The organism is Arenibacter latericius DSM 15913, assembly GCF_000424985.1.
In the GTDB taxonomy this organism is placed as follows: Bacteria; Bacteroidota; Bacteroidia; order Flavobacteriales; family Flavobacteriaceae; genus Arenibacter; species Arenibacter latericius.
Genome location: NZ_AUKX01000001.1, coordinates 117,239 through 143,018, shown reverse-complemented (window position 1 = coordinate 143,018; position 25,780 = coordinate 117,239). Strand labels below are relative to the sequence as shown.

The 25,780-nt window shown below is 38.0% G+C and carries 19 protein-coding genes and 2 riboswitches; of the genes, 18 read left to right on the top strand and 1 reads right to left on the bottom strand.

Annotated features, from left to right (window positions below; genetic code table 11):
- Positions 1 to 3: 3 nt before the first annotated feature.
- Positions 4 to 1,017: an App1 family protein gene (locus H344_RS0100595; RefSeq protein WP_026808504.1), complete on the top strand. Its 1,014-nt coding sequence runs from the start codon at positions 4 to 6 to the stop codon at positions 1,015 to 1,017.
- Between the two features lie 220 nt (positions 1,018 to 1,237).
- On the opposite strand, the gene H344_RS0100590 is transcribed toward H344_RS0100595, so the two are convergent.
- On the bottom strand, positions 1,238 to 1,852 hold the full coding sequence (locus H344_RS0100590) for a deoxynucleoside kinase (RefSeq protein ID WP_026808503.1): 615 nt from the start codon (positions 1,850 to 1,852) through the stop codon (positions 1,238 to 1,240).
- A gap of 207 nt (positions 1,853 to 2,059) precedes the next feature.
- Here H344_RS0100590 and H344_RS0100585 point away from each other — a divergent pair, with 207 nt between their 5' ends.
- The 17 genes from H344_RS0100585 (at position 2,060) to metF (ending at position 25,720) form a co-directional block, all read left to right on the top strand.
- Positions 2,060 to 2,884: a GLPGLI family protein gene (locus tag H344_RS0100585; RefSeq protein WP_026808502.1), complete on the top strand. Its 825-nt coding sequence runs from the start codon at positions 2,060 to 2,062 to the stop codon at positions 2,882 to 2,884.
- 407 nt (positions 2,885 to 3,291) lie between these two features.
- Positions 3,292 to 4,548: a methionine adenosyltransferase gene (gene metK, locus H344_RS0100580; protein ID WP_026808501.1), complete on the top strand. Its 1,257-nt coding sequence runs from the start codon at positions 3,292 to 3,294 to the stop codon at positions 4,546 to 4,548.
- A gap of 74 nt (positions 4,549 to 4,622) precedes the next feature.
- Positions 4,623 to 4,721: riboswitch (SAM riboswitch) on the top strand.
- Between the two features lie 167 nt (positions 4,722 to 4,888).
- Positions 4,889 to 6,181, top strand: a complete 1,293-nt coding sequence (locus H344_RS0100575) for an O-acetylhomoserine aminocarboxypropyltransferase/cysteine synthase family protein (RefSeq protein WP_026808500.1) — start codon at positions 4,889 to 4,891, stop codon at positions 6,179 to 6,181.
- 138 nt (positions 6,182 to 6,319) lie between these two features.
- On the top strand, positions 6,320 to 9,706 hold the full coding sequence (gene thrA / locus H344_RS0100570) for a bifunctional aspartate kinase/homoserine dehydrogenase I (RefSeq protein WP_026808499.1): 3,387 nt from the start codon (positions 6,320 to 6,322) through the stop codon (positions 9,704 to 9,706).
- 248 nt (positions 9,707 to 9,954) lie between these two features.
- The gene (locus H344_RS0100565) at positions 9,955 to 11,127 is read left to right on the top strand and encodes a trans-sulfuration enzyme family protein (protein ID WP_026808498.1); all 1,173 of its coding nucleotides are present in this window, start codon (positions 9,955 to 9,957) and stop codon (positions 11,125 to 11,127) included.
- An 86-nt stretch (positions 11,128 to 11,213) separates the two neighbouring features.
- A complete protein-coding gene (locus H344_RS0100560; protein ID WP_026808497.1) occupies positions 11,214 to 11,624 on the top strand; it encodes an RrF2 family transcriptional regulator in 411 nt (136 codons plus the stop codon).
- A gap of 218 nt (positions 11,625 to 11,842) precedes the next feature.
- Positions 11,843 to 12,106, top strand: a complete 264-nt coding sequence (locus tag H344_RS0100555; protein WP_026808496.1) for a DUF2061 domain-containing protein — start codon at positions 11,843 to 11,845, stop codon at positions 12,104 to 12,106.
- Between the two features lie 36 nt (positions 12,107 to 12,142).
- Complete coding sequence (locus H344_RS0100550; RefSeq protein ID WP_026808495.1) at positions 12,143 to 12,766, top strand: phosphoadenosine phosphosulfate reductase domain-containing protein; 624 nt, start codon at positions 12,143 to 12,145, stop codon at positions 12,764 to 12,766.
- 118 nt (positions 12,767 to 12,884) lie between these two features.
- Positions 12,885 to 13,787 carry a sulfate adenylyltransferase subunit CysD gene (gene cysD / locus H344_RS0100545; protein ID WP_026808494.1) on the top strand — a complete coding sequence of 301 codons (903 nt, stop codon included), beginning with the start codon at positions 12,885 to 12,887 and terminating at the stop codon, positions 13,785 to 13,787.
- Positions 13,788 to 13,835: 48 nt separating this feature from the next.
- Positions 13,836 to 15,083 (top strand): sulfate adenylyltransferase subunit 1, encoded by a 1,248-nt coding sequence (locus tag H344_RS0100540; protein WP_026808493.1) that lies wholly within the window; start codon positions 13,836 to 13,838, stop codon positions 15,081 to 15,083.
- Positions 15,084 to 15,198: 115 nt separating this feature from the next.
- On the top strand, positions 15,199 to 17,289 hold the full coding sequence (locus tag H344_RS0100535; protein ID WP_026808492.1) for a HEPN domain-containing protein: 2,091 nt from the start codon (positions 15,199 to 15,201) through the stop codon (positions 17,287 to 17,289).
- Positions 17,290 to 17,293: 4 nt separating this feature from the next.
- Entirely contained in the window at positions 17,294 to 18,145 is an 852-nt protein-coding gene (gene cobA, locus H344_RS0100530; RefSeq protein WP_084148711.1) for a uroporphyrinogen-III C-methyltransferase, read from the top strand.
- A 20-nt stretch (positions 18,146 to 18,165) separates the two neighbouring features.
- The gene (locus H344_RS0100525; protein ID WP_026808490.1) at positions 18,166 to 19,230 is read left to right on the top strand and encodes an NAD(P)/FAD-dependent oxidoreductase; all 1,065 of its coding nucleotides are present in this window, start codon (positions 18,166 to 18,168) and stop codon (positions 19,228 to 19,230) included.
- Positions 19,231 to 19,421: 191 nt separating this feature from the next.
- Positions 19,422 to 19,572, top strand: a riboswitch (SAM riboswitch).
- Between the two features lie 182 nt (positions 19,573 to 19,754).
- The gene (locus H344_RS0100515; protein WP_026808489.1) at positions 19,755 to 20,765 is read left to right on the top strand and encodes a homocysteine S-methyltransferase family protein; all 1,011 of its coding nucleotides are present in this window, start codon (positions 19,755 to 19,757) and stop codon (positions 20,763 to 20,765) included.
- Positions 20,765 to 21,715, top strand: a complete 951-nt coding sequence (locus H344_RS0100510; RefSeq protein ID WP_051253988.1) for a threonine ammonia-lyase — start codon at positions 20,765 to 20,767, stop codon at positions 21,713 to 21,715. Before H344_RS0100515 ends, H344_RS0100510 begins: the two co-directional genes overlap by 1 nt.
- A gap of 33 nt (positions 21,716 to 21,748) precedes the next feature.
- Entirely contained in the window at positions 21,749 to 24,454 is a 2,706-nt protein-coding gene (gene metH / locus H344_RS19480) for a methionine synthase (RefSeq protein ID WP_084148710.1), read from the top strand.
- A gap of 312 nt (positions 24,455 to 24,766) precedes the next feature.
- Entirely contained in the window at positions 24,767 to 25,720 is a 954-nt protein-coding gene (gene metF / locus H344_RS0100500; RefSeq protein ID WP_026808487.1) for a methylenetetrahydrofolate reductase [NAD(P)H], read from the top strand.
- Positions 25,721 to 25,780 lie beyond the last annotated feature (60 nt).

The window sequence follows — 25,780 nt, the reverse complement described above, 5'->3', positions numbered from 1 at the left end:
GTTATGGGTTGGTTTAAAAGAGATCCCTTGCAGATTATTGCTTTTCAGACCTATGGTACTTCTCGTAAGCTCTATATAAAAGGGCGTGCCTTGGAAGATGAGGATATAGATCTTTCTAAAAAGAATATCTATCATTTAATTATTAATTCGTGGAAGCGATTCGAAACGGATGAGGTTGGTAATGCCAAAGTGGAATTGAAACTTTCCAATGGATTTAAACATCAGTTTAAAACAGATAAGGAAGGTTATTTTTTGGAGAAGATTAAAATAGTTGGATCCCCAATAGAGTGTAACGAAGAAGGGTGGTTAGCCTATGAGCTTTCTTTTGTAGATACTGAACTTAAAAGGGAAATTCAGTTAGAAAATAGATTTCCAGGAGAAATGTTAGTGCCCTCCTCAGCATCAGATTTTGGGGTTATCAGTGATATAGACGATACAATTTTGCACACGGGAATAGTGTCCCTATTAAAATGGCGCGTAATTTATAATACTTTGTTTAAGACTCCGGGGAAGCGGTTGCCTCTTACTGGTGCTGCGGAGTTTTATCATCTGCTACATAGGGGGAAATCAGGGAAGGCATCTAACCCTATCTTTTATGTAAGTAATAGCCCTTGGAATTTATATCGCTATCTAGAATTCTTTTTAAGGAATAACAATTTCCCTAAAGGGCCTATACTTCTACGAAGTCTAAGTTCTTTTTTTAAAAAGCCTAAGATTGTAAATGGGGAGCGCCTTTCTCACAAGCCTCATGAGATCTTGAATATCTTGAAGATGTATCCAGAGTTGTCTTTTATTTTAATTGGGGATAGTGGAGAGAAAGATGCTGACATTTATCTAGATATCGCCCAAAGATTCCCAGATAGGATAAAGGCTATATATTTACGTAGTGTTGCTCATAGGCGGAGAATGCTTCGGGTTAAAAGCCTGTTTACAGGTTTTAAAACCGTTCCTGTATTGTTTGTGGAAAATTCCGATGAGGCAATAATTCATGCTAGGGCAGAAGGCTTTATTCGCTAGAAGCCCCTTCGATTCGCTATAGTAAACTACCTCGGGGCAAGCCCGCCTGAAAAATTCGGGCAGGCCCACAAGGCATTATAAGAATAAAACATATTGATTTCGAGGCCCGCCTAAAAGATTCGGGCAAGCAAGCCTCGGAGCATTTAAATCTCGATTATCGAGTAAAAACAAATTGAAGAGGCTGTGCTTTATTAAACTGGAGTTTTTGTCTTGGATAAGCCTAGAATAGGCCGTTTATTTCTGCGTCTATTTTATTGATAACTAGTCCTAGATCTTCAGGATTGTCAACGAAATCTAATTTATCTACGTCTATTACAAGTAAATTTCCTTTTTCATAGCTTTGAGCCCATGCTTCGTAGCGTTCGTTTAGTCGGCTTAGGTAGTCAATGGAAATAGTATTCTCATATTCTCTGCCTCTTTTGTGAATTTGGCTTACTAAATTAGGGATAGTACTTCTTAGGTATATTAGTAGATCTGGTGGCTGTACTAAAGTTTCCATCAATTGAAAAAGACTATTATAGTTTTCAAAATCCCTATTGGTCATTAAGCCCATAGCGTGTAAGTTAGGAGCAAAAATATGAGCATCCTCATAAATAGTCCTATCTTGGATGGTTTCCTTGCCACTTTTTCTAATATCTAAAATTTGGCGGTATCTACTGTTGAGGAAATATATTTGGAGATTAAAACTCCAACGTTCCATCTGATTGTAAAAGTCATCTAAATAGGGATTGTCCACAACGTCTTCATATTGTGCCTCCCATTTGTAATGTTTGGACAGTAGTCTGGTTAAGGTTGTTTTACCAGCTCCAATATTTCCAGCAACAGCAATATGCATAGGTGATTTTATATTAAGGTTAGTGATTTTTGGGCTTATCCAAATAATGGGTGCAATATACGAGATATACTGTGTATGCTAAAATCTTTGAATAATATAATCTGTTCAAAAGTATTGTAAATGGGGTTTAAGCTAATTTTTTCTAGAGCTAGACTAAACCAAATCTCTTTTTGGTAGTCTTAGCTGTAATTACAATATAATATAATTATGAGAATCTTATTTGTTTTACCATTGTTATTATTTACGTTTAATATCTATTCTCAGGATTTTCAAGGAGAGGCTACCTATGTGAGTAATACCACCGTGGATATAGATTTAAGTGAAAGAGAAATTCCGGAAGAGCGAAAGGAGCAAATAATCCAAAGGATGAAAGAAGCCAATGAGCGAACTTATATTTTAACTTTTGACAGATTCACCTCAAATTATAATGAGGAAGAACGTGAAGAACAATCAAGAAGAGGAAGGGGTAGAATGAGGTTTGGTATGATGGACGGTGCAAGTAAGAACTATTATAAAGACGTGAAAGAAGGTAAGTATTTGGTTCAAAATGAGCTTCTAGGGAGGTCGTTCTTAATAGAAGATAAATTACCTAAATTAGATTGGAAGTTAGAAGCAGAGACGAAACAGATAGGGAATTATACTGCTCAAAAGGCTACTGCTAAAAAAGTAATTGCTAGACCAAATTTACGAGGCGCTTTTCGTAGAGGTGAGGATAATCCTGAAAGTGAGGAAGATGTGTTTTTGGAAAAGGAAGTGGAAATAGTTGCATGGTATACCATGGATATACCTGTTAACCAAGGTCCCGGTGAATATTGGGGGTTGCCAGGGTTAATCTTGGAGATTAGTGATGACATTACCGTTATTCGTTGTAATAAAATAGTGCTCAATCCAGTAGAGAAAAAAGAGATAAATGCTCCTGCCGGAGGTAAGAAATTGACTCAAGCGGAATACGATAAAATTTATAAGGAAAAAGTTTCCGAAATGAGAGCTCGGTTTCGCTCAGGAAATGGAGGTAGAAGAGGAAGACCATAAGGCTGTGTAAATTTTGTTATTTTCTGCTAAAATCACAATATCATCAATTTACTTCTGTTCTTTTTGCTTCGGAAAAGTAGATCTTATGAATTACATTAAATATCTGTTCTCGCTCTGTTCTGCCTGGGTTTGCGGTGGTTAAAGTAAATTATAATCTATAGGCTTTATATCGCTGCATAAAAAAATCTTGTTAAACCTATTTTGATTCGTCAGTAATTCTTGTACTTTTGTGCCTGTAAAATTTAGGAGGAAGGATTTGACTGATTGCAACCTCTATAGACCAATACTAATTTTGGTCTAACAAAATGCTAAAGCAGTTTATGTTGTTCGTTGTTTTTACAACGCTGACAGCTACTCTTCTCTAGAATTCATCAGATCCTTGCCTTTATTAGTTATATAGAACGAATATGGCATATTTATTTACTTCAGAATCCGTTAGTGAGGGACATCCCGATAAAATTGCAGACCAGGTAAGTGATGCACTTTTAGATAATTTTTTGGCCTTCGATCCCGACAGCAAAGTTGCTTGTGAGACCTTAGTAACCACTGGGCAAGTAGTACTGGCCGGGGAAGTTAAGAGTCGCACCTACTTAGACGTTCAGCAGATTGCTAGAGACGTAATTAACAAGATAGGTTATACCAACGGGGAATATAAGTTTAGTGGTGACTCATGTGGGGTTATTTCCTTAATTCATGAACAATCTCAAGATATCAACCAAGGTGTAGATAGAGGTGAAAAAGAAGATCAAGGTGCTGGTGACCAGGGGATGATGTTTGGCTACGCTACTAGGGAAACCGATAATTATATGCCTTTAGCTTTGGATATTTCTCATAAAATTTTGCAGGTTTTGGCAGAGTTAAGACGGGAAGGAACAAAAATTAGCTATTTGCGCCCCGATGCTAAAGCACAGGTGACTATTGAATATTCTGATGAAAACGTGCCTCAGAAAATAGATACCATTGTGGTTTCTACCCAACATGATGAATTTGACGAGGACGATTCGGTAATGTTGGCTAAAATTAAAGAAGACATAGTTTCTATTTTAATTCCGAGGGTAAAAGAACAAATACCAGAAGATATTCAGTTGCTTTTTAATGATGATATTAAATTTCACATAAATCCAACCGGAAAATTTGTAATAGGTGGTCCACATGGAGATACCGGGCTTACAGGAAGGAAAATTATTGTGGATACTTATGGAGGGAAAGGTGCCCATGGTGGGGGTGCGTTTAGTGGAAAAGATCCAAGTAAGGTAGATAGAAGTGCTGCCTATGCAGCAAGACATGCAGCCAAGAATTTAGTTGCTGCTGGAGTTGCCGATGAGCTGTTACTACAAGTGAGCTACGCCATAGGGGTGGTAGAGCCTACCTCTATATTGGTGGACACTTATGGTACGTCTAAGGTAAATCTTAGCGATGGGGAAATTGCTAAGAAAGTTGCGCATTTGTTCGATATGCGTCCCTTTGCTATAGAAGAGCGTTTAAAGCTGAGAAATCCAATTTATTTGGAAACCGCAGCCTATGGACATATGGGGAGAGAACCTCAAAAAGTTACTAAAGTGTACGAGTCACCGTATAATGGAAGAGTAGAAAAGGAAGTGGAATTGTTTACGTGGGAGAAACTAGACGCTTTGGACGAGGTGAAAAAGGCGTTTAATTTATAATTTTCTGTAAATAGTAGGGAAATAAAGTTTTCCGTAACTATATTTGTATAACTAAAGTTCAAGCACTTATTGAATTGTTATCAAGAAAGGTGGAGGGAATAGACCCTTTGAAACCTTAGCAACCCTTTGACCCCCATGTCAATGAAGGTGCTACATTCTACCGCAGCTAATAATTAGATTCCTAAACGTTTCTAATATAGCAAAGGCAGATAACACAAACAATTACTCCTGTAATTGACTTTCTTTTTAACTCTTTGATTTTTATAATAAGGCATTGTCCGTCTTATTGGCTTTGGATTTTTATTTGATAAATTAATAATTTAATAAAAACAAAAGAATCATGAGTAATCAAAAATTTGCTACTAACGCGCTACACGCTGGTCACGATACCAAATTAACCGAAGGAACTAGAGCGGTTCCTATTTACCAGAATACTGCCTATGTGTTTGATGATACAGACCATGCAGCTGGTAGGTTTAATCTTTCTCAACCAGGGTATATTTATACAAGATTAAATAATCCTACCAATGATATCTTAGAAAAGCGTTTAGCTGCTTTAGAAGGAGGAATCGGTAGTGTAGTAACTGCATCTGGTACTGCTGCTATTTCAACCGCATTATTAGTGTTGTTAAAGACGGGCGATCATATTGTTGCATCTAGTAGTCTATACGGTGGTACATATAACCTATTGGCAGTTACGCTACCTAGATTTGGGATTACAACTACTTTCGTAGAACCAGGAGATAAAGAGAACTTTAGTAAAGCGATAAAAGAGAATACCCGTGCTATTTTCGTGGAGTCTTTAGGGAATCCTAAATTGGATGTTTTAGACTTAAAAGCGATATCTAGCGTAGCAAAAAATGCTAAAATCCCGTTTATTGTAGATAATACCGTAGCTACAACTGCTTTGGTAAAACCAATAGAACATGGTGCTGATATAGTAATCCATTCCCTTACAAAATACATTAACGGAAATGGAACATCCATGGGGGGAGTGATTATAGATGCAGGAACTTTTGATTGGAGTAGTGGTAAATTTCCAGAGTTTACAGAGCCTTCTCCGGGATATCATGGGTTGGTGTATCATGACGTGTTGGGTGCGGCAGCATTTATAGCTAAGGTTAGAATAGAAGGGTTAAGGGACCTTGGTGCTTCCTTAAGTCCATTCAACGCATTCCAAATTATACAAGGTTTGGAAACGCTAGAAATCAGAATGAAAACACATAGTGAAAATGCCTTGGCAGTTGCAGAATGGCTTCAGGATAGAGAAGAAGTAGCTTGGGTGAATTATCCAGGATTGCCATCTAGTCCTTACTACAAACTTGCACAAAGCTACTTGCCTAATGGACAAAGTGGTATTGTTACTTTCGGATTAAAAGGAGGATATGAGTCGGCCAAGAAAGTTGTGGACGAGACAAAACTATTTTCTCTTCTAGCAAATATTGGAGATACTAAGTCTTTAATAATCCATCCAGCAAGTACTACACATCAGCAATTGGATGACAATGCCCAAGAGACCACAGGGGTAACCAAAGATTTGATACGTATATGTGTAGGATTAGAAGATTTAGAAGACATAAAAGCGGATTTAGATCAGGCATTTGCGGTTATCGATAAATCGCACTTGGCCTAACAATTTAACCATCCGAAATAAAATATAATCAAAATGGAAGCTAGGGAGCGTTTAAGTAAAATACTAACGGCAAAACGCTCCCTAATTTTAGAAACTTCCAAATTACTTTAATAAGAAATTTACTTTCAACCTTTGTTTATGCTACATCAACTTTCGATTCAGGATTACGTTACCGATAGCGGATATAAATTGGATATTAATCTGTCTTACGAATTATTTGGGCTCCCATTGCATACAGCTCCAATAATTATGGTTAACCATGCCTTAACCGGTAATTCCAATGTAGCGGGAGAGCAAGGTTGGTGGAAAACCCTTATCGGAGACGGTAAATGTATTAATACTGAAAAATATACTATAATATCCTTTAATATTCCTGGGAACGGTTATGACGGATTTGTTATAGATAATTATAAGGAATTTGTAGCGCGAGATATAGCCAAAATCTTTCTTCAAGGCTTAGAAGCGCTTAAAATAGATAAGCTTTATGCGCTAATTGGTGGTTCTTTAGGGGGAGGGATTGCCTGGGAGATGGCAGCTCTTGATCCCAATTTAATAGAACACTTAATTCCAGTAGCATCTGATTGGAAATCTACCGATTGGTTAATTGGTAACTGCCAAATACAGGAACGCTTTTTGGTAAATTCAAAGCAACCGGTACATGATGCTCGTATGCATGCTATGTTATGTTATAGAACCCCAGAATCTTTTAAAGAACGATTTAAAAGGAGTACCAATGAGGAGCTAAACGTATTTAATGTGGAGAGTTGGTTAACGCATCATGGTAATAAATTACAAGAGCGTTTTCAGCTATCTGCTTACAAATTAATGAACCAATTGCTGAAGACCATAGATATTACTAGGAATGGGGAGGAAGCTTTTGAAGCATTACAAAATAGCAATACTAATATTCATATTATTGGTGTAGATTCTGATTTGTTTTTTACGGCAAAGGAGAATAAGGACACCTTTAAAAAATTAGCACAAGCCAATAGTAATGTAACCTATGGTGAAATTCAGTCTCTTCATGGTCACGATGCGTTTTTAATTGAATTTAAGCAGATGGAAGCACTGCTAAAAGGAATCTTTGATTTAAACGGTAGGGCCAAAAAGATTAAAGTGCTGAAGTTTGGGGGTAAATCCTTGGCAAATGGAGAGGGATTAGATTCCGTTGTGCGAATTATCTCTGGAAAAGTTGCCGCAGGTGAACATATGGCTGTAGTGGTCTCTGCTAGAAATAAAGCTACAGATGAATTAGAAAGCATCTTGGATAAGGCTGCTAGAGGGGTAGATTATAGTAAAGATTTAAAGGAGTTTGAGAAGTATCAAAAGCATCAGTTTAACAACATAGACACTTCTGCAGAAATAAAGGGATTGAAGAAATTGTTTGAAGGTGTGGCAATTTTGGGTGACTACAGCTTAAAAATAAAAGATCAGGTCTTGGCCTATGGTGAAATTTTATCGGCCAAATTATTGACTCAAATCTTATTAGATAAAGGGATTAAAGCAAGATTTGTGGATACCCGTAAGTTAATAAAGACCGATAGCAATTTTGGGGAAGCAAAAGTACTTGACTCGCTGTCTAAAGAAAATGTTGTGCGTGAATTTGCGGAACAGGATGGGGACACGGTGTTTATTGCAACCGGCTTTATTGGTTCTAACGAACTTAATGAAACTACTACCTTAGGAAGAAACGGAAGTAACTATTCTGCTGCTTTATTGGCCAATTATTTAAATGCGGAAGAATTGCAGAATTATACCCATGTAGATGGGATTTTTACTGCTAACCCCGATTTGGTGGCCGAAGCGCAACGCATAGAACAGCTTTCCTATGGAGAAGCCAATGAGCTTGCCAATTTTGGTGCCACTATTCTACATGCTAAAACGATTATCCCGTTAATCGAGAAAAATATTCCACTCAGGATTCTTAATACTTTTAATAATGATACTGAGGGAACTTTAATCAGCGCTAAAACAAGTAAGGATGGTATAAAGTCCTTGTCTGTTATAGAAAACATGGCGATGATTAATTTAGAAGGACGTGGTCTTTTAGGTAAAGTTGGGGTAGATGCCCGTATTTTTAAGACTTTGGGGAATAATAACATCAGTGTTAGTATTATTTCACAGGGATCATCTGAAAGGGGAATAGGTTTGGTAGTGGATGCTAAAAACGCCGCCTTAGCAAAGTCGTCCTTAGAAGAGGAGTTTCAAACCGATTTCAAGCGTCAGGATATAAATAATATTACTTTGGTAGATCAGGTTTCTGTGATTTCCATTGTGGGGCAGGATTTAAGCACCTTCCATAAGCCTTATAATTCCTTGATTAAAAATCAAATAGTACCCCTTCTTTTCAACAATACTATTTCCGGGAAAAACGTGAGTTTAGTAGTTAAGAAAACAGATTTGCATAAAGCATTAAATGTAATGCATGGTCAGATTTTTGGAATAAGTAAAAAAGTGAATATTGCAATCTTTGGTCATGGAACAGTGGGAGGTACCCTTATAGATCAAATATTAAGATCTAATAAATCTATAGAGAAGAGAAAGGGAATTCACCTTAATATTTTCGCTGTAGCTAATTCCCAAAAAGTTTTACTAAACAAAAAAGGGGTTTCCAAACATTGGAAGGCTTCTATGGAATCTAAGGCGGTGCCTTATAAATTAGTGGACGTTATTAAATACGCTAAGGATAATCATTTAGAGAATCTTATTGCAGTGGATAATACCGCTAATGAAGATTTTGTAGGCTCATACGTGGAGTTGGTGAAGAATGGATTTGATTTGGTCTCTTCTAATAAAATAGCGAATACGCTTAGTTTTGATTACTATCAGCAACTGAGGGAAGAGTTGGATAAAAATCAAAAACAATATTTGTATGAGACCAATGTGGGTGCAGGATTGCCACTGATTGATACAATTAAATTGTTACATCTATCTGGTGAGAATATCACTGGAATAAAAGGCGTGTTCTCTGGATCTTTGAGTTTTATATTTAATACTTTTTCAGAAAAAGATGCATTGTTTTCTACTATTTTAAAGGAAGCAATGGAGCAAGGGTTTACGGAGCCAGATCCACGAGAAGACCTTTCTGGGAATGACGTAGGTAGAAAGTTGTTGATATTAGCGAGGGAGCTGGACTTAAGCAATGAGTTTTCCGATATAAATATTGAAAATCTTATACCAGAAGCCTTGCAAAAGGGATCTGTGAATAATTTTCTAGATGAGTTATCGGTTTTAGATGAAAAATTCAGAGCTATTAAAGAAGCTCAAAAGCCAGGACATGTATTGCGATATGTGGGAGATCTTTCCGGTGACTTACAAAAAGAAAAAGGGAATTTAGAAGTGAAATTAATTTCTGTTCCTAAGGAGAGTGCCTTGGGGCAGATTAAAGGATCTGATTCTATCATTGAAATTTATACTGAATCTTATGGAGAAAACCCATTGGTAATACAGGGTGCCGGTGCAGGTGCGGCCGTTACCGCCAGGGGTGTTTTCGGAGATATATTGCGAATAGCAGATAAGGGGTAGTTGAATGTGATATTGACATGGTTTTCTTGGTGTAGGTAAACTCCTCCGTGATATAAGGAGATTGAGCTTGTCTTCAGATAGGGAGGCGTAGTCCAAATCGGGTAACAATTGCTGCGAAGATATTTGAATTATGGCTTCGACTCCGTAATTAATTGTTTTCTTCGCTATCTAGGTAGTATAGTGATTTTTAGTCTTAGCGAGTATAAAAGATTGGATAATAGTATTGATAAAAGAATAAAAATAAAATTATGGCTGATCAACATAAATTTGAAACAGAGGCAATAAGGACACAAACAGAAAGGAGTCAGTTTTTGGAGCATTCAACCCCTCTTTATCTAACCTCTAGTTTTGTGTTTGAAGACGCCGAGGATATGCGAGCCTCTTTTGCAGAAGAAAAAGATCGTGATATATACTCTAGATATGGGAACCCAAATTCCACTGAATTTGTCAATAAAGTTTGCAAAATGGAAGGTGCGGAAAACGGTTTTGCCTTTGCCTCGGGGATGGCAGCGGTATTCTCTACCTTTGCAGCTTTATTAGATAGTGGGGATCATATTATTTCCTCTAGAAATATCTTTGGATCTACCCATAGCCTGTTTGCTCAGGTATTTCCTAAATGGAATGTAGACCATAGTTACTTTCAAATAGATGAACTAGATAAGATTGAAGAGTTAGTAACTTCTAATACTAAAATTCTATTTGCCGAAACACCAACTAATCCAGGAGTAGATGTATTAGACTTAGAGTTATTGGGGCAGATTGCTAAGAAACATAATCTAATTTTTATAGTTGATAATTGTTTTGCTTCGCCTTATTTGCAACAGCCTATAAAATTTGGTGCAGATTTAGTAATCCATTCCGGAACTAAATTGATGGATGGTCAAGGTAGAGTATTGGCAGGAATTACAGTAGGGAGTGCAGCGCTAATCGATAAAATATACCGCTTTTCAAGAATTACAGGTCCCTCTTTATCACCTTTTAATGCTTGGGTGCTCTCTAAAAGTTTGGAAACTCTTTCTCTTAGGGTAGACAAACATTGTGAGAACGCGCTAAAATTAGCGGAGTACTTAGAGGGGCATCCTAGAGTAAATTGGGTAAAATACCCCTTTCTAAAATCGCATCCTCAGCATGAAGTTGCCAAACGGCAGATGAAGGCCGGGGGTTGTGTAGTGGCATTTGAAGTGGATGGTGGAGTAGCTGCCGGACGTAAATTCTTTGATGCTATAAAAATGCTTTCTTTGTCTGCTAACCTAGGAGATGCTAGAAGTATAGTTACTCATCCAGCATCTACCACCCATAGCAAATTATCTTCAGAAGATAGAATGGCGACCGGGATTACAGATGGAATGGTTAGGGTGTCTGTAGGTCTAGAGCATATAGATGATATTATTGCCGATATTAAACAAGCGTTGGCTAGTTAATTGCGTTGTAAACGATAAGGAATGTTGTATATTCTAGGGTTTAAATTTTTACACCTTAAATATCCAATTTTCCTTATCTTCGCTCCATGCTTTCCAAAAAAACTAAATACGGATTAAAGGCCCTTACGTTTCTTGCGTCACAAAAAGGACGTCAGCCCGTGCAAATTTCAGAAATAGCGAAACAAGAAAATATTTCGAGAAAATTTTTGGAGAGTATTCTTCTTACTCTTAGAAAGTCGGGCATCCTTGGTTCAAAAAAAGGAAAGGGTGGGGGATACTATCTTATTAAGGAGCCTAAAGATATTCCTATGACCGTAGTAATGCGGGTTTTGGAAGGTCCTATAGCAATGGTCCCTTGTGTTAGCTTAAATTTCTACGAAAAATGCGACGACTGTCCAGATGAGGCAAGTTGTTCCGTGCATATGTTAATGCTTCAGGTAAGGGATAGTGCCTTAGAAGTGTATAAAAACAATACCCTAGCTGATCTAGTGCCATAATTAGGCACTCCTATATGTGTTTTATTTTTAGATGATTAAGGTTTAATTCCATTATTGTGGTGCTAAATCTATAATTTCTGTATCTAAATTCTATTAATCTACTAAAACTATAGGGTAATTGGAATTTTTTTTCCCTTTTTAGTTTTTCATTATAAAAATAATTTTACATTTGCTTACTCTATTAAATCGATAGGATAATAAGAAATACTTTTTTGCACATGATTGCAGAACAATTAATAGCCAATAGTAAGTCGGTTTCAAAAAGTTATAAAGCAGATAAGAGATCTGAAAATCCAAAGCGGAGTATTGTAAAGTCCGTTAGTTGGAGGGTAATAGGAACTTTAGATACCATGTTAATCTCTTGGATAGTTACAGGGGAACTAACGGTAGCATTTTCTATAGGAGTGGTTGAACTTTTTACTAAGATGATATTGTATTTTTTTCATGAAAGAATGTGGAACAAAATCCAATGGGGAAAGTAATAATGAAAAGAAAATAAGGGTTAAAACAATTAGAGCATGGCATTTACAGAGGAACAACTACATAATTTAAATCTGCAATTTAAGGGCATACCGCCAGCAGAGATTATTTCATGGGCCATACAATACGCAGAAAGGCCTGTAGTAACTACTAATTTTAGGCCTTACGAGGTGGCTATTCTTAACGCTGTTACTGAGGTGGATGCTAATATACCGGTAATTTGGTGTGATACGGGGTATAATACCCCGCAAACTTATAGGCATGCTGAGGAATTGATAGATAGGCTACAATTGAATATAAAATTATATGTGCCAAAACAAACATCGGCACATAGAGATGCCGTAATGGGAATTCCTGGAATAGATGATCCCAGACATTCACTTTTTACTGAACAAGTGAAACTAGAGCCTTTTAAAAGGGCAATGGAAGAGTATAAGCCCGATGTTTGGTTTACTAATCTAAGGAAGGGGCAGACCGCTCTTAGAGATTCCTTGGATATCCTAAGCCTTAGTAAGGATGGGGTTTTAAAAGTTAGCCCGTTTTATCATTATAGCGATGTTCAATTAGATGGGTATTTAAATGTAAGAAACCTACCCAATGAACATACGTATTTTGACCCAACTAAGGTGTTAGAACATAGGGAGTGTGGATTGCATACCTAAGGATAAATGAAACCTTGGATGTATATATTTTAAGAATTAGAATCAAACAATTAACAATACTATTTTGAGCATAATAGAATCAGATTTGGACACAGTAATAGACGTTGAGCAATCAAAGGTGCATGGAGCACTTAGAAATAACGACTTGGAGAATGAGGCGATCTATATTTTTAGAGAGGTGGCAGCTCAATTTGAAAGGCCTGTTCTTCTTTTTTCAGGCGGTAAGGATTCCATTACCTTGGTAAGACTGGCGCAAAAAGCGTTTTATCCTGCCAAAATCCCATTTCCTTTAATGCATATAGATACAGGACATAATTTCCCTGAAACTATAGCCTTTAGAGATAAATTGGTAAAAGAGCTAGACCTAGAATTGATAGTGAGAAATGTACAAGATTCCATAGATCAAGGAAAAGTAGTAGAAGAATCAGGAAAGTATGCTAGTAGGAATACGCTGCAAACAACCACTTTATTAGATGCTATAGAAGAGTTTAAGTTTGATGCTTGTATTGGTGGCGCTAGAAGGGATGAAGAGAAAGCCCGTGCTAAAGAACGTATATTTTCTGTTCGTGATGATTTTGGGCAATGGGATGAAAAAAACCAACGGCCAGAAGTTTTCGATATGCTGAATGGGCAAATTGAATTGGGGCAGAATGTTAGAGTCTTTCCTATTAGCAACTGGACAGAATTGGATGTGTGGAGCTATATTCAAAAAGAAAGTATAGAGATCCCATCGATATATTTTGCCCATAAAAGGAAAGTGTTTTTAAGGGATGGCTTTATTTGGTCTGCAGAGGATGATGTAGTTTTTCGTGCCGAGGATGAATTGGTAGAAGAAAGAATAGTGCGTTTTAGAACAGTGGGTGACATGAGTTGTACTGCTGCAGTACTCTCCGATGCTGATACTATAGAAAAAGTGGTAGGAGAGATAAGAGAATCTAAGATTTCGGAAAGAGGGGCTAGGATAGATGATAAGCGATCCGAAGCTGCCATGGAAAAAAGAAAGCAGCAAGGATACTTTTAAAAGTCTCTTAATATTTAAAACTAACTATTCATTACTTAAGAAATAAAAATGGAAGTACTAAAAATAGCAACAGCAGGAAGTGTAGATGACGGGAAAAGTACCCTTATTGGGCGTCTGTTGTACGATACAAAATCGCTTACTGACGATAAGTTAGAGGCTATAGAAAAAACTAGTAAACAAAAAGGTTATGATTATTTAGATTTCTCCTTAGTGACCGATGGTTTGGTGGCAGAAAGGGAGCAGGGAATTACTATTGATGTTGCCCATATCTATTTTTCTACTCCTAATAAGAGTTATATTATAGCCGATACTCCTGGTCATTTGGAATACACTAGGAACATGGTTACTGGTGCCTCTACTTCCCAAGCGGCAATTATTTTGATAGATGCACGTAAAGGAGTGATAGATCAGACTAACAGACACTTCTTTATAAATAACTTGCTTAGGATAAAAGAGGTCATTGTTGCCATAAATAAAATGGATTTGGTAGATTTTTCAGAGGAACGCTACCAGGAAATTAAGTCCGATTTTGAAGAGTTGATGGGGAAACGTGATTATCAGGATCAGAAAATTACTTTTATTCCTGTTAGTGCTCTTAAAGGTGATAATGTGGTAAATCCTTCTACTAATATGCCATGGTACAAGGGGCAGACGCTGTTGGAGCATTTTGAAGCCTTGGATAAGGATGATGTTTATAATATTGGTACGCCAAGATTTCCTGTACAATACGTAATAAGACCTAAAACAGAGGAATTTCATGATTTTAGAGGCTTTGCGGGAAAGGTTTATGGAGGTGAATTAAGCGTAGGGGATGAAGTTGTAGTACTACCATCTATGACTAGATCTAAAATAAAGGAGATTTACTTTTATGATAAGAAGTACCAAACCGCTACAAGAAGATCGTCCGTAACCATAACCTTAGAAGATGAGGTGAATGTGAGTAGGGGAGATATGTTAGTGAAAGTGGGTGATTTACCAACTATAGATAAGCAATTTACCGCAACAGTTTCTTGGATGGATTCCCAAAATTTAAGCCTAGGAAATAAATATGTGCTACAACATGGAGTGAATAAAGTATTGGCCAAAGTAGAGAATATCCATCACAAAATAAAGCCTGACTATTCGGGTGTAGATACTGAGGTAAGTGGTTTGGCAATGAATGATATTGCGCAGGTAACATTTAGATTGAACAAGCCTATTTTCTACGATACTTTTAAGGAGCACCGTACGAATGGCTCTTTTATCCTTATAGATAATCAGACCAATAACACAGCTGGAGTAGGGTTTATTGAGTAACTGTTACTCTAAGCCTAATCTTAAGGCTGAAGTTGTTGTCTCATAAATCTATTAAGTCTATAGGATAACAATACGAATGAAAATATTAATTATTTGAATACATAAATTTAGGATCATGCAAAGTTTCAGGACAGAATTGGAAAATCCGGTAGTAGAAAAGGACATCATCGCCCTAGCCGAAAAAATCCATGAATTTAATGGAGGAAAGCTAGACGAGGAGAAATTCCGTAGTCTGCGTTTAGCCAGGGGAATTTATGGCCAGAGGCAACCAGGGGTCCAAATGATTAGGATAAAATTACCATATGGAAAAGTCACTTCCCAACAGCTAAGAAGAATCTGTGAGGTTTCCGAGGAGTATTCTACTGGACGTTTGCATATCACTACTCGGCAAGACATTCAAATTCATTATGTGGATATTAATCGTACTCCAGAACTATGGGCTCAGTTAGAGAGGGATGCCATAACTATCCGAGAAGCTTGTGGTAATACTGTACGTAACGTTACGGCTAGTGAAACGGCAGGTATAGATATAAACGAACCTTTTGATGTTTCTCCTTATGCGCATGCCTTGTTTCAGTACTTTTTAAGAAATCCTATAAGTCAGGAAATGGGAAGAAAGTTTAAGGTCTCTTTTTCCGCTTCGGATGCTGATTCTGGTCTTTCCTATATGCACGATCTTGGCTTCATCGCTAAAATTGAAAATGGTGTAAGAGGCTTTAAAGTGATGTTGGGCGGTGGTTTAGGGTCTCAACCAAGGCATGCCGATGAAATGTATTCTTTCTTACCAGCAGACCAGATTATTCCCTTAATGGAAGGTGTTGTGCGTGTTTTTGATCGCTACGGGGAACGTAAAAGTAGAGCTAAGGCAAGAATGAAATTCTTACTGAAGGATGTTGGTTTGGACGGATTTAAAAAATTGCTAGAAGAAGAGCAATTAGCAATTCCATTTAAAACCTATGAAATTGACGCCGATTCCTATCCAAAAGTTTCTATTCCGGAGGTAGAGGTTCCAGAGGTGATTATAGAAGATCCAAACAATTTTGAGCTTTGGAAATCAACTAATATAGTACCACAGAAACAAAAGGGCTATGTGGCGATCGGAATTAAAGTTCTGCTGGGCGATTTTTATATAGATAAGGCAAGGCAGTTAGCAGATTTAGTGGAGAAATATGCAGCTGGTGAGTTTAGGATGACATTGCGTCAAAATATATTAATACCCTATGTAAAGGAGTCTTTATTGCCTTTCTTTTATCAGGAACTGAAAAAGCTTGGTTTTGTAGAGATTGGATATAATTCAGCAGTAGACATTACCGCCTGTCCTGGAACCGATACCTGTAACTTGGGAATTGCAAGTAGTACGGGGATTGCCGAAAAATTGGAGCAAGTGATAAAGGCAGAATATCCACATTACATTGATAATCCAGATGTTGTAATAAAAATAAGTGGGTGTATGAATGCTTGTGGGCAGCATAATATGGCCAATATAGGATTCCAAGGAATGTCTATTAGAACCAAAGATAAATTAGTGGCTCCAGCTTTACAGGTATTATTGGGAGGTGGAAACCTAGGAAATGGTAATGGTCGATATGCAGATAAAGTTATCAAAATACCTAGTAAACGTGGACCCCAGGCGCTACGTTTAATATTAGATGATTTTGATAAAAATGGAGAAGGGCAGGCCTTCGTGGATTATTATGAAGAAAAAGGACAAATGTATTTTTATGATTTTCTAAAGCCTTTGTCTAATGTGGACGACCTCACCTCCTCAGATTTCATTGATTGGGGAAATACGGAAAAATATAAGCAAGCTATTGGTGTAGGAGAATGTGCAGGGGTGGTAATCGATTTAATAGCGACGCTATTATTTGATAGTCAGGAAAAACTAGAAACGGCAAAATTAAATTTGGACGAGGAAAAATGGGCGGCAAGTATCTACCATTCTTATTCTTCTATGGTAAACACGGCAAAAGCACTTTTAACCTCAGAAAAAACCAAGGTGAATACACATATCAGTATTATCAAGGATTTTGATAGGTTGTTTGTAGCCACAGGGAAATTTAAGCTAGAGGAAGGATTTGAGAAAACTGTACTTCAGCTAAAAGAAAATGCCCCTACAGAAGCATTTGCGAAATCGTACTTAAAAGATGCTGAAGCTTTTTTAAATGGAGTGGAAGCGTATAGACAATTGGAACTAACAACAGCCTAAGACTATGATAAGTAAAATAGAAAGAATAGCAGGTGCAAACACCTTGCCTGTTGAAAGTGCCACAGGTATTGCAAAATTAACGGTAGTAGGTGCTGGTCCAGGTGATGTAGAACTCATAACAATAAAAGCAATAAACGCTTTAAAGGCAGCTAATGTTGTTCTATATGATGCTCTAGTAGACACCTCATTGTTAGAATACGCCCCTAATGCCGAGCATATTTTTGTGGGGAAAAGGAAGGGGTGTTATGCCTATCAGCAAGATCAAATTAATGAACTTATTGTGAGTAGGGCTCTAACGCATGGACATGTGGTGAGGTTAAAAGGTGGTGATCCCTTTGTTTTTGGAAGAGGAGCCGAAGAAATGGAATATGCTGCTAACAATGGTTTAGAAGTAGCTATGGTTCCAGGAATATCCTCCTCTACGGCTGTACCGGCTTTGCAAAATATACCTGTTACTAAGCGAGGGGCTTCCGAAAGTTTTTGGGTAATCACTGGGACGACAAAAGATCATAAGTTGTCTACTGATGTGGCATTGGCGGCAAAGTCTAGTGCTACGGTAGTAATTTTGATGGGGATGAGTAAACTTCCGGAGATAGTAGCGTTGTTTAGACGAGAGAGGAAATGCAAGCTTCCAATTGCTATAATACAAAGCGGAACTTGTAAAAACGAAAAGGTAGGGATTGGGACTATTGACACCATCCAAGAGGTAGGGGCCAAAAAGGAATTAAGCAATCCGGCAATCATAATTATTGGGGAAGTAGTAAGACATCGATCTATAGTAATGGAACATGCAGAGCATATAATAAGTAGATCACAACATCAAAAGAATTTAGTTCACGAAAAGGTTTTTATATAACAAGAGTTAATTATAGCAAAATGATAGAGACAGATATTCTAATAATAGGAGCAGGGCCAACAGGATTATTTACCGTTTTTGAAGCGGGATTGTTAAAGTTACGTACACATATTATAGATGCACTACCGCAACCTGGAGGGCAATGTGCAGAAATTTATCCTAAAAAACCTATATATGATATCCCTGCATTTCCCGAGATATTAGCAGGAGATTTGGTAGAGAACTTAATGCAGCAGATTGAGCCTTTTGAGCCGGGATTTACTCTTGCAGAGCGGGCAGAAACTTTAGAGAAATTAGATGACGGAAGTTTTATAGTTACTACCAATAAAGGAACTAAACACCATGCTCCGGTGGTAGTTATTGCCGGGGGATTGGGGTCATTTGAGCCAAGGAAACCCCTAATTTCTAATTTAGCTGATTTTGAAGACAAAGGAGTAGTCTATATGATAAAAGACCCTGAAGTTTATCGCAACAAAAAGGTGGTGATCTCTGGGGGTGGGGATTCTGCATTAGATTGGGCTATCTTCTTGGCAGATGTAGCTTCTGAAGTTTCATTGGTGCATAGAAGAAATGAATTTAGGGGTGCTTTAGATTCGGTTGAAAAAGCCTCTGAATTAGCCAAGTTGGGGAAAATTAAATTATTTACCCAGGCAGAGGTGGTTCGTTTATATGGAGATGATAATCTAGAAGCTGTGGTGGTAAAACACAACGATGAAGGAAAAGGGGAATCTTATGTGGAAACAGATTACTTTATTCCATTATTTGGGTTGTCACCTAAACTTGGGCCTATAGGGAATTGGGGCTTAGAGATAGAAAAGAACGCTATTAAAGTAAACAATGCTTATGATTATCAGACTAATATCGCCGGTGTGTATGCCATAGGTGATGTGAATACGTACCCTGGGAAACTAAAATTAATTCTTTCTGGATTTCATGAGGCGGCAGTTATGTGCCAAAGTGCCTACCAAAAAATAAATCCAGGGAAACGTTATGTTATGAAATATACTACCGTTGGCGGAGTAGAAGGATTTGACGGTAGTAAAAAGGAGGCTAAAAAAGAAGTCGTCCAAAGTATCACTGCTTAAGCAAATTAGGTCCTGTACTTAATAGGTAACAAATCCTTTTAAGAGATATAATTAATCCCGTTGGATGTTTAGAATTCAACGGGATTTTTATGATTCAGTTGACAGCCCTCTGGGTCAAAAAAAGTAGGGCTTTGCTTGTTTTTGCAGATACTGTTGCGTTACTTTGTACTTTGTTCATTATCAAATTGAAAACGTTATCAAGAAAGGCGGAGGGACTAGACCCAATGAAGCCTTAGCAACCCTTTGTTTTTTCCCAAGCTTTTAGGAAGTATAAAGAAGGTGCTACGTTCTAATCCGTACGAAAGACGATGGTATCCGTTTTAAATTCGGAATAGATAACGGAAAGAAAGGCCTTTGCCCTAAACTCTTCCTTACTTGATTACGTACTATTCCAATACAATTTTTAACATGGTGTATGCCATGATTAATAGATGGTGGGATATTCTCTATAGTTCTTAGGAAATATAGGGGGAATTTCATTTTTAAGTTAGATGCCATTTGGGCCGATTATATTTATAAAGTAGATGAAGAATATTCAGGAAGTATTAAAAGAACGGATTTTGATTTTGGATGGGGCTATGGGTACTATGATTCAGCGCCATAAGTTTACCGAGGAGGACTTTAGAGGAGACCGATTTAAGGATTGGCCAAGTCCAGTGCAAGGGAATAATGATCTTTTGTCTCTTACCCAGCCAGATACTATTGCCGATATACACCGTCAATATTTTGCGGCTGGAGCCGATATTGTGGAAACAAATACGTTTAGTAGTACTACAATAGGTATGGCAGATTATGGAATGCAAGAGCTAGTGTATGACCTAAATTACGAGTCGGCCAAATTAGCTAAAGAGGTAGCCGAAGAATTTACAGCAAAAGAACCTCATAAGCCACGATTTGTTGCGGGCAGTATAGGACCTACAACCAAAACTGCTAGTATGTCTCCAGATGTAAATGACCCTGGGTATAGAGCAATAACTTTTGATGCACTACGAGTGGCGTACAAACAGCAGGTAGAAGCATTGATAGACGGTGGTTGTGATATACTACTGGTGGAAACGATATTTGATACTCTAAATGCTAAGGCAGCATTATTTGCTATTGAAGAAGTTAAGGAAGAACGAAATATAACTATTCCAATCATGGTTAGTGGAACTATTACCGATGCTTCTGGACGTACTTTATCTGGGCAAACTGCAGAAGCATTTTTAATCTCCATTAGTCACATTCCTATTTTATCAGTAGGATTCAATTGTGCCTTGGGAGCAAGTCAGCTAGTTCCTCATTTAGAAGTTTTGTCTACTAAAACAGAACATGCTGTATCGGCACACCCTAACGCGGGGTTGCCTAATGCATTTGGAGAATACGATGAAACTCCAGAGCAAATGGCCGCTCAGATTAAGGAATATGCAGAAAAGAAATTGGTGAATATTGTTGGGGGATGTTGTGGAACTACTCCAGAGCACATTACAGCAATGGCAGATATAGTAAAGGATTATAGTCCTAGAACATTAAACTCTTTGATAGCGTTAAACTAATGATACCCACTAAGGAATTGGTTTTAGAGGCCGGTAATCGCGTGGCTCCGTATGTTCATAGAACTCCGGTGCTAACGTCCCGATTATTGGATGATATTGCTGGAGCAAAACTATATTTCAAATGTGAGAATCTTCAGAAAATGGGAGCCTTTAAAATGAGGGGTGCCATTAATGCTATTCAGCAATTAACAGAGGAAGAAAGAAAAGCAGGAGTGGTTACCCATTCTTCAGGGAATTTCGGTCAGGCTCTAGCATTGGCAGCAAATAATTTAGGGGTTACCGCCTATGTTGTTATGCCAAGCAGTGCACCGGCAGTGAAAATAGAAGCCGTTAAGGCCTATGGAGCAAGGATAGTAATTTCTGAACCTACTTTAGAAGCTAGGGAACGGGAAGCAAACAAGATTGTAAAGGAAACGGGAGCTGTATTTATACATCCCTCTAATGACTTAAATGTTATTATTGGTCAAGGTACCGCAGCTTTGGAGTTGCTAGAAGACTACCCAGATTTAGATTGTATATTGACTCCTGTTGGTGGAGGCGGACTTATTGCTGGTACCGCACTTGCAGCCCATTATTTTGGAAAAGATTGTGAGGTGATAGGCGGGGAGCCATTTGCAGTAGATGATGCTTACAGGTCTTTAAGGAGCGGGAAGATTGAGGATAATACAAACACCAATACCATAGCAGATGGTTTAAGAACCCATTTGGGCGATATTAATTTTCCTATTATAAAGTCCTTAGTATCAGAGATTATTAGAGTGGATGAGGAAGAGATTACAGATGCTATGAGGCTGATTTGGGAACGAATGAAAATTATAATAGAACCCTCGAGCGCTGTTCCCTTTGCCGCCGTATTACGAGAGAAGGAACTATTTAAAAATAAACATATAGGCATTATCCTCTCTGGAGGGAATGTGGATTTATTAAAAATATCATTTTTGAATCGCTAGTTGCGATTTTAAAATCACATTATATAAAAATACATGGGCTATACTGAGCAGAAAAATGCAGATAGATATTTAAAGCTCTCCGGGTTAGAGCCTTTAGTGATTACTCCGGACAGCAATTTTGTTAATGTAGGGGAGCGTACCAATGTGGCTGGTTCCAAAAAATTTCTCAGGCTTATTAAAGAAGAGAAGTTTGAGGAAGCATTAGATATTGCTCGAGAACAGGTAGAAAACGGAGCACAGATTTTAGATGTAAATATGGATGATGGCCTCCTTGATGGAAAGGAAGCCATGGTGAAATTTTTACACCTTATTGTTTCCGAACCCGATATTGCTAGAGTCCCCATAATGATAGACAGTTCTAAATGGGAAATTATAGAAGCTGGGCTGCAAGTAGTGCAGGGAAAATGTGTAGTTAACTCTATAAGCCTTAAAGAAGGAGAGGAAGAGTTTATCCGTCATGCAAAACTAATTAGACGTTATGGTGCCGCCGTTATTGTGATGGCTTTTGATGAAGTAGGGCAGGCCGATAATTATGAGAGACGTATAGAAATTTCTAAGCGTTCTTATGATATATTGGTGAATAAAGTTGACTTTCCTCCTGAAGATATAATTTTTGATCTTAACGTTTTCCCAGTAGCTACAGGAATGGATGAGCATAAGCTTAATGCGTTAGACTTTATAAAGGCTACAGCCTGGGTAAAGGAAAACTTGCCATACTGTAGTGTTAGTGGTGGGGTGAGTAATGTATCCTTTAGTTTTAGGGGTAACAACCCAGTTAGAGAGGCTATGCATTCGGTTTTTCTTTACCATGCCATAAAAGCAGGTATGAATATAGGGATCGTAAATCCCAGTATGTTGGAGATATATGACAATATTCCTAAAGACCTTTTAGAGCATGTGGAGGATGTAATGCTGAACCGAAGGGAAGATGCCACAGAAAGGTTATTAGATTTTGCTGAAACTGTAGTTGGGAAAGCCAAAGAAAATAAGATAGATCTCTCTTGGAGAGAAGAACCTTTACAAGATAGGATTACCAGAGCCTTGGTAAAGGGGATAGATCAATTTATTGTAGAAGACGTTGAAGAAGCAAGACTAAACGTTGCTGCACCTATTCAAGTTATTGAAGGGAATTTGATGAAAGGAATGAACGTGGTTGGAGACTTGTTCCAAAGCGGTAAAATGTTCTTGCCTCAAGTAGTTAAATCGGCCCGAGTAATGAAAAAGGCGGTAGCTTATTTATTGCCATTTATTGAAGAAGAGAAATTAAAAAATCCGGTTCCAGAAGGAGAGGAAACCGCTGTCGGGAAAGTTTTAATGGCTACCGTAAAAGGGGATGTACACGATATAGGAAAGAATATTGTAAGTGTTGTTTTGGCTTGTAATAATTATGAAATTATTGACCTTGGAGTAATGGTGCCGCCAGAAAAAATAATTGCAACAGCCAAAGAAGAGAAGGTAGATATCATTGGATTAAGTGGCCTTATTACTCCTTCTTTAGATGAGATGGTATTCCTTGCCAAGGAGATGGAGCGACAAAACTTTACCGTTCCCTTATTAATTGGAGGGGCTACAACAAGTAAGGCACATACAGCAGTTAAAATAGACCCTCAGTATAAGAATGCGGTGGTACACGTAAACGATGCCTCGCGAGCGGTGACTGTGGTTGGAGATCTTTTGCAGAAAGATAGTGCTGCCAAATACAAGGAAGATATTAAAATGGACTATGCTGAATTTAGGGAGAGTTTCCTAAAAAGAGGTAGGCGTAGGGAGTATATAAAATTAGAAGCTGCTAGGGCAAACAAGTATCAAGTAGATTGGGATAATACTACTATTGTGAAGCCTAATCATTTAGGCATTCAAGTTATTGAAAATATGGATCTAAGGGATTTGGTGCCCTATATTGACTGGTCTCCTTTCTTTAGAAGCTGGGAGTTGCATGGTAGGTACCCAAATATTTTGGAGGATGAGGTAGTTGGGAAACAGGCGAAGGAGCTATTTGCTGATGCCAAGGTTATGATGAATAAGATTTTGGATGAAAAGCTTTTTAAAGCTAAGGGGATTTTTGGTCTGTTTCCGGCTAATATGGTTAATGAAGATGATATAGAATTGACCCATAATGGCGAGAAAACTTTTTTTAGAACCCTTAGGCAACAGTCTAAAAAATACGTAGGTAAACCTAATATTGCTTTAGCCGATTTTATAGCGCCAAAAGAAAATGATATTGAAGATTATATAGGATGTTTTTGTGTTACTGCCGGATTTGGTACCGATGAGCTGGCCGATAAGTACCGTGAGAATTTGGACGATTATAACAGTATTTTGGTGAAAGCCTTAGCAGACAGGTTTGCTGAAGCCTTTGCGGAATATTTACATAGGGAAGTGAGAATGGTACATTGGGGGTATGCTTCCGATGAAGGGCTAACTAATGATGAATTAATTAAAGAATCGTACAAAGGAATTAGACCAGCCCCTGGTTACCCTGCCTGTCCAGACCATTTGGAGAAATTAACCATTTGGGAACTGTTGCAGGTAGAGGAAAAAATAGGTGTGAAATTAACAGATAGTTTGGCGATGTGGCCTGCAGCTAGTGTTAGTGGATACTATTTTGCTAATGAAGAAGCGCGTTATTTTGGACTAGGAAAAATTAAGGAAGATCAGGTGGCCGATTTTGCCGCCCGAAAAAATATCCCTGTGGAAGAGGCTAGTAAATGGCTGGCTCCTAATATTGCAGATGATTAATTTGATAATGAGTTAAGGTGTTGATTTGGAGATATTGGAATTTCAATACATATAATTAGGTCAATAATTTAAATAGGTTATTGATTTTATTTAATGATTTTTCACTGCGTTAGGGATAGGAACGATATCTTTTTTAGGTTTTCTGCCTAAAAAAATTAAGTGGATAGCCCGGTCCCTTTTGGGAAACGCCCAAATCCAAATTCGGCTTGTGAGAATTAATAAGAATAGATCCATTTTGGGGCAAAGGAGATTAAGAGAGATTAAATTTATAAAAATAAACACCCTCTTTTTTGGAGGGCAATGGGAAAGAGCATGAAAGTAACAGAGCATTTAGAAAGGGCCAAGGGTAAAACCTTGTTTTCGTTTGAGATTATCCCACCGGTTAAGGGGAGAAATATTCAGGAATTGTATGACAACATTGATCCGTTAATGGAGTTTAATCCGCCTTTTATTGATGTAACTACCTCCAGAGAGGAGATTGTGTATCTGAAAAAAGATGGGTTATTCGATAAAAAGTTAACGCGGATGCGGCCGGGTACAGTTGGGATCTGTGCTTCTTTACAGCATAAATATGGAGTAGATACGGTTCCCCATGTGCTATGTGGTGGCTTTACCAAAGAAGAAACTGAATATTTACTGGTGGATTGCCACTACTTAGGAATTCATAATGTTATGGCTCTAAGAGGCGATGCACGTAAAGGGGAGCAATATTATACTCCTACACCTGGCGGCCATTGTTATGCTTCCGAACTGGTTGGGCAGATTAGAGACCTTAATTCTGGGAAATATCTACATGAAACCGTGGAGAGCGAAAATTGTGGTGATTTCTGTATTGGGGTGGCTGGGTATCCCGAGAAACACATGGAGGCCCCTTCCTTAAAGTCGGACTTAAAAAGATTGAAGGAAAAAGTGGATGCGGGTGCCGATTATGTGGTGACCCAAATGTTTTTTGATAATAATCGATTTTTTCAGTTTGTAGATGCAGCTAGAAAGATGGGAATTGAAGTCCCTATTATTCCAGGTATAAAACCAATTGCAGTAAAGCGACACTTGCAAATATTGCCTCAGGTATTTAAAATAGACTTGCCGCAAGACTTAGTAGATGCTGTGGATGCTTGTGCCAATAACGCTGCTGTTAGGCAGGTGGGAATTGAATGGGCCATTCAGCAATCTAAGGAGCTAAAAGAGGCCGGAGTTCCTGTACTGCACTACTACTCCATGGGAAAATCGGACAATATAAAATCCATCGCTAAAGAGCTGTTTTAGAAGTCTTTGGGCTAAGGCAGATACTTCTATTAGTGGTAGTATGAATTTGTTGGAATTGCT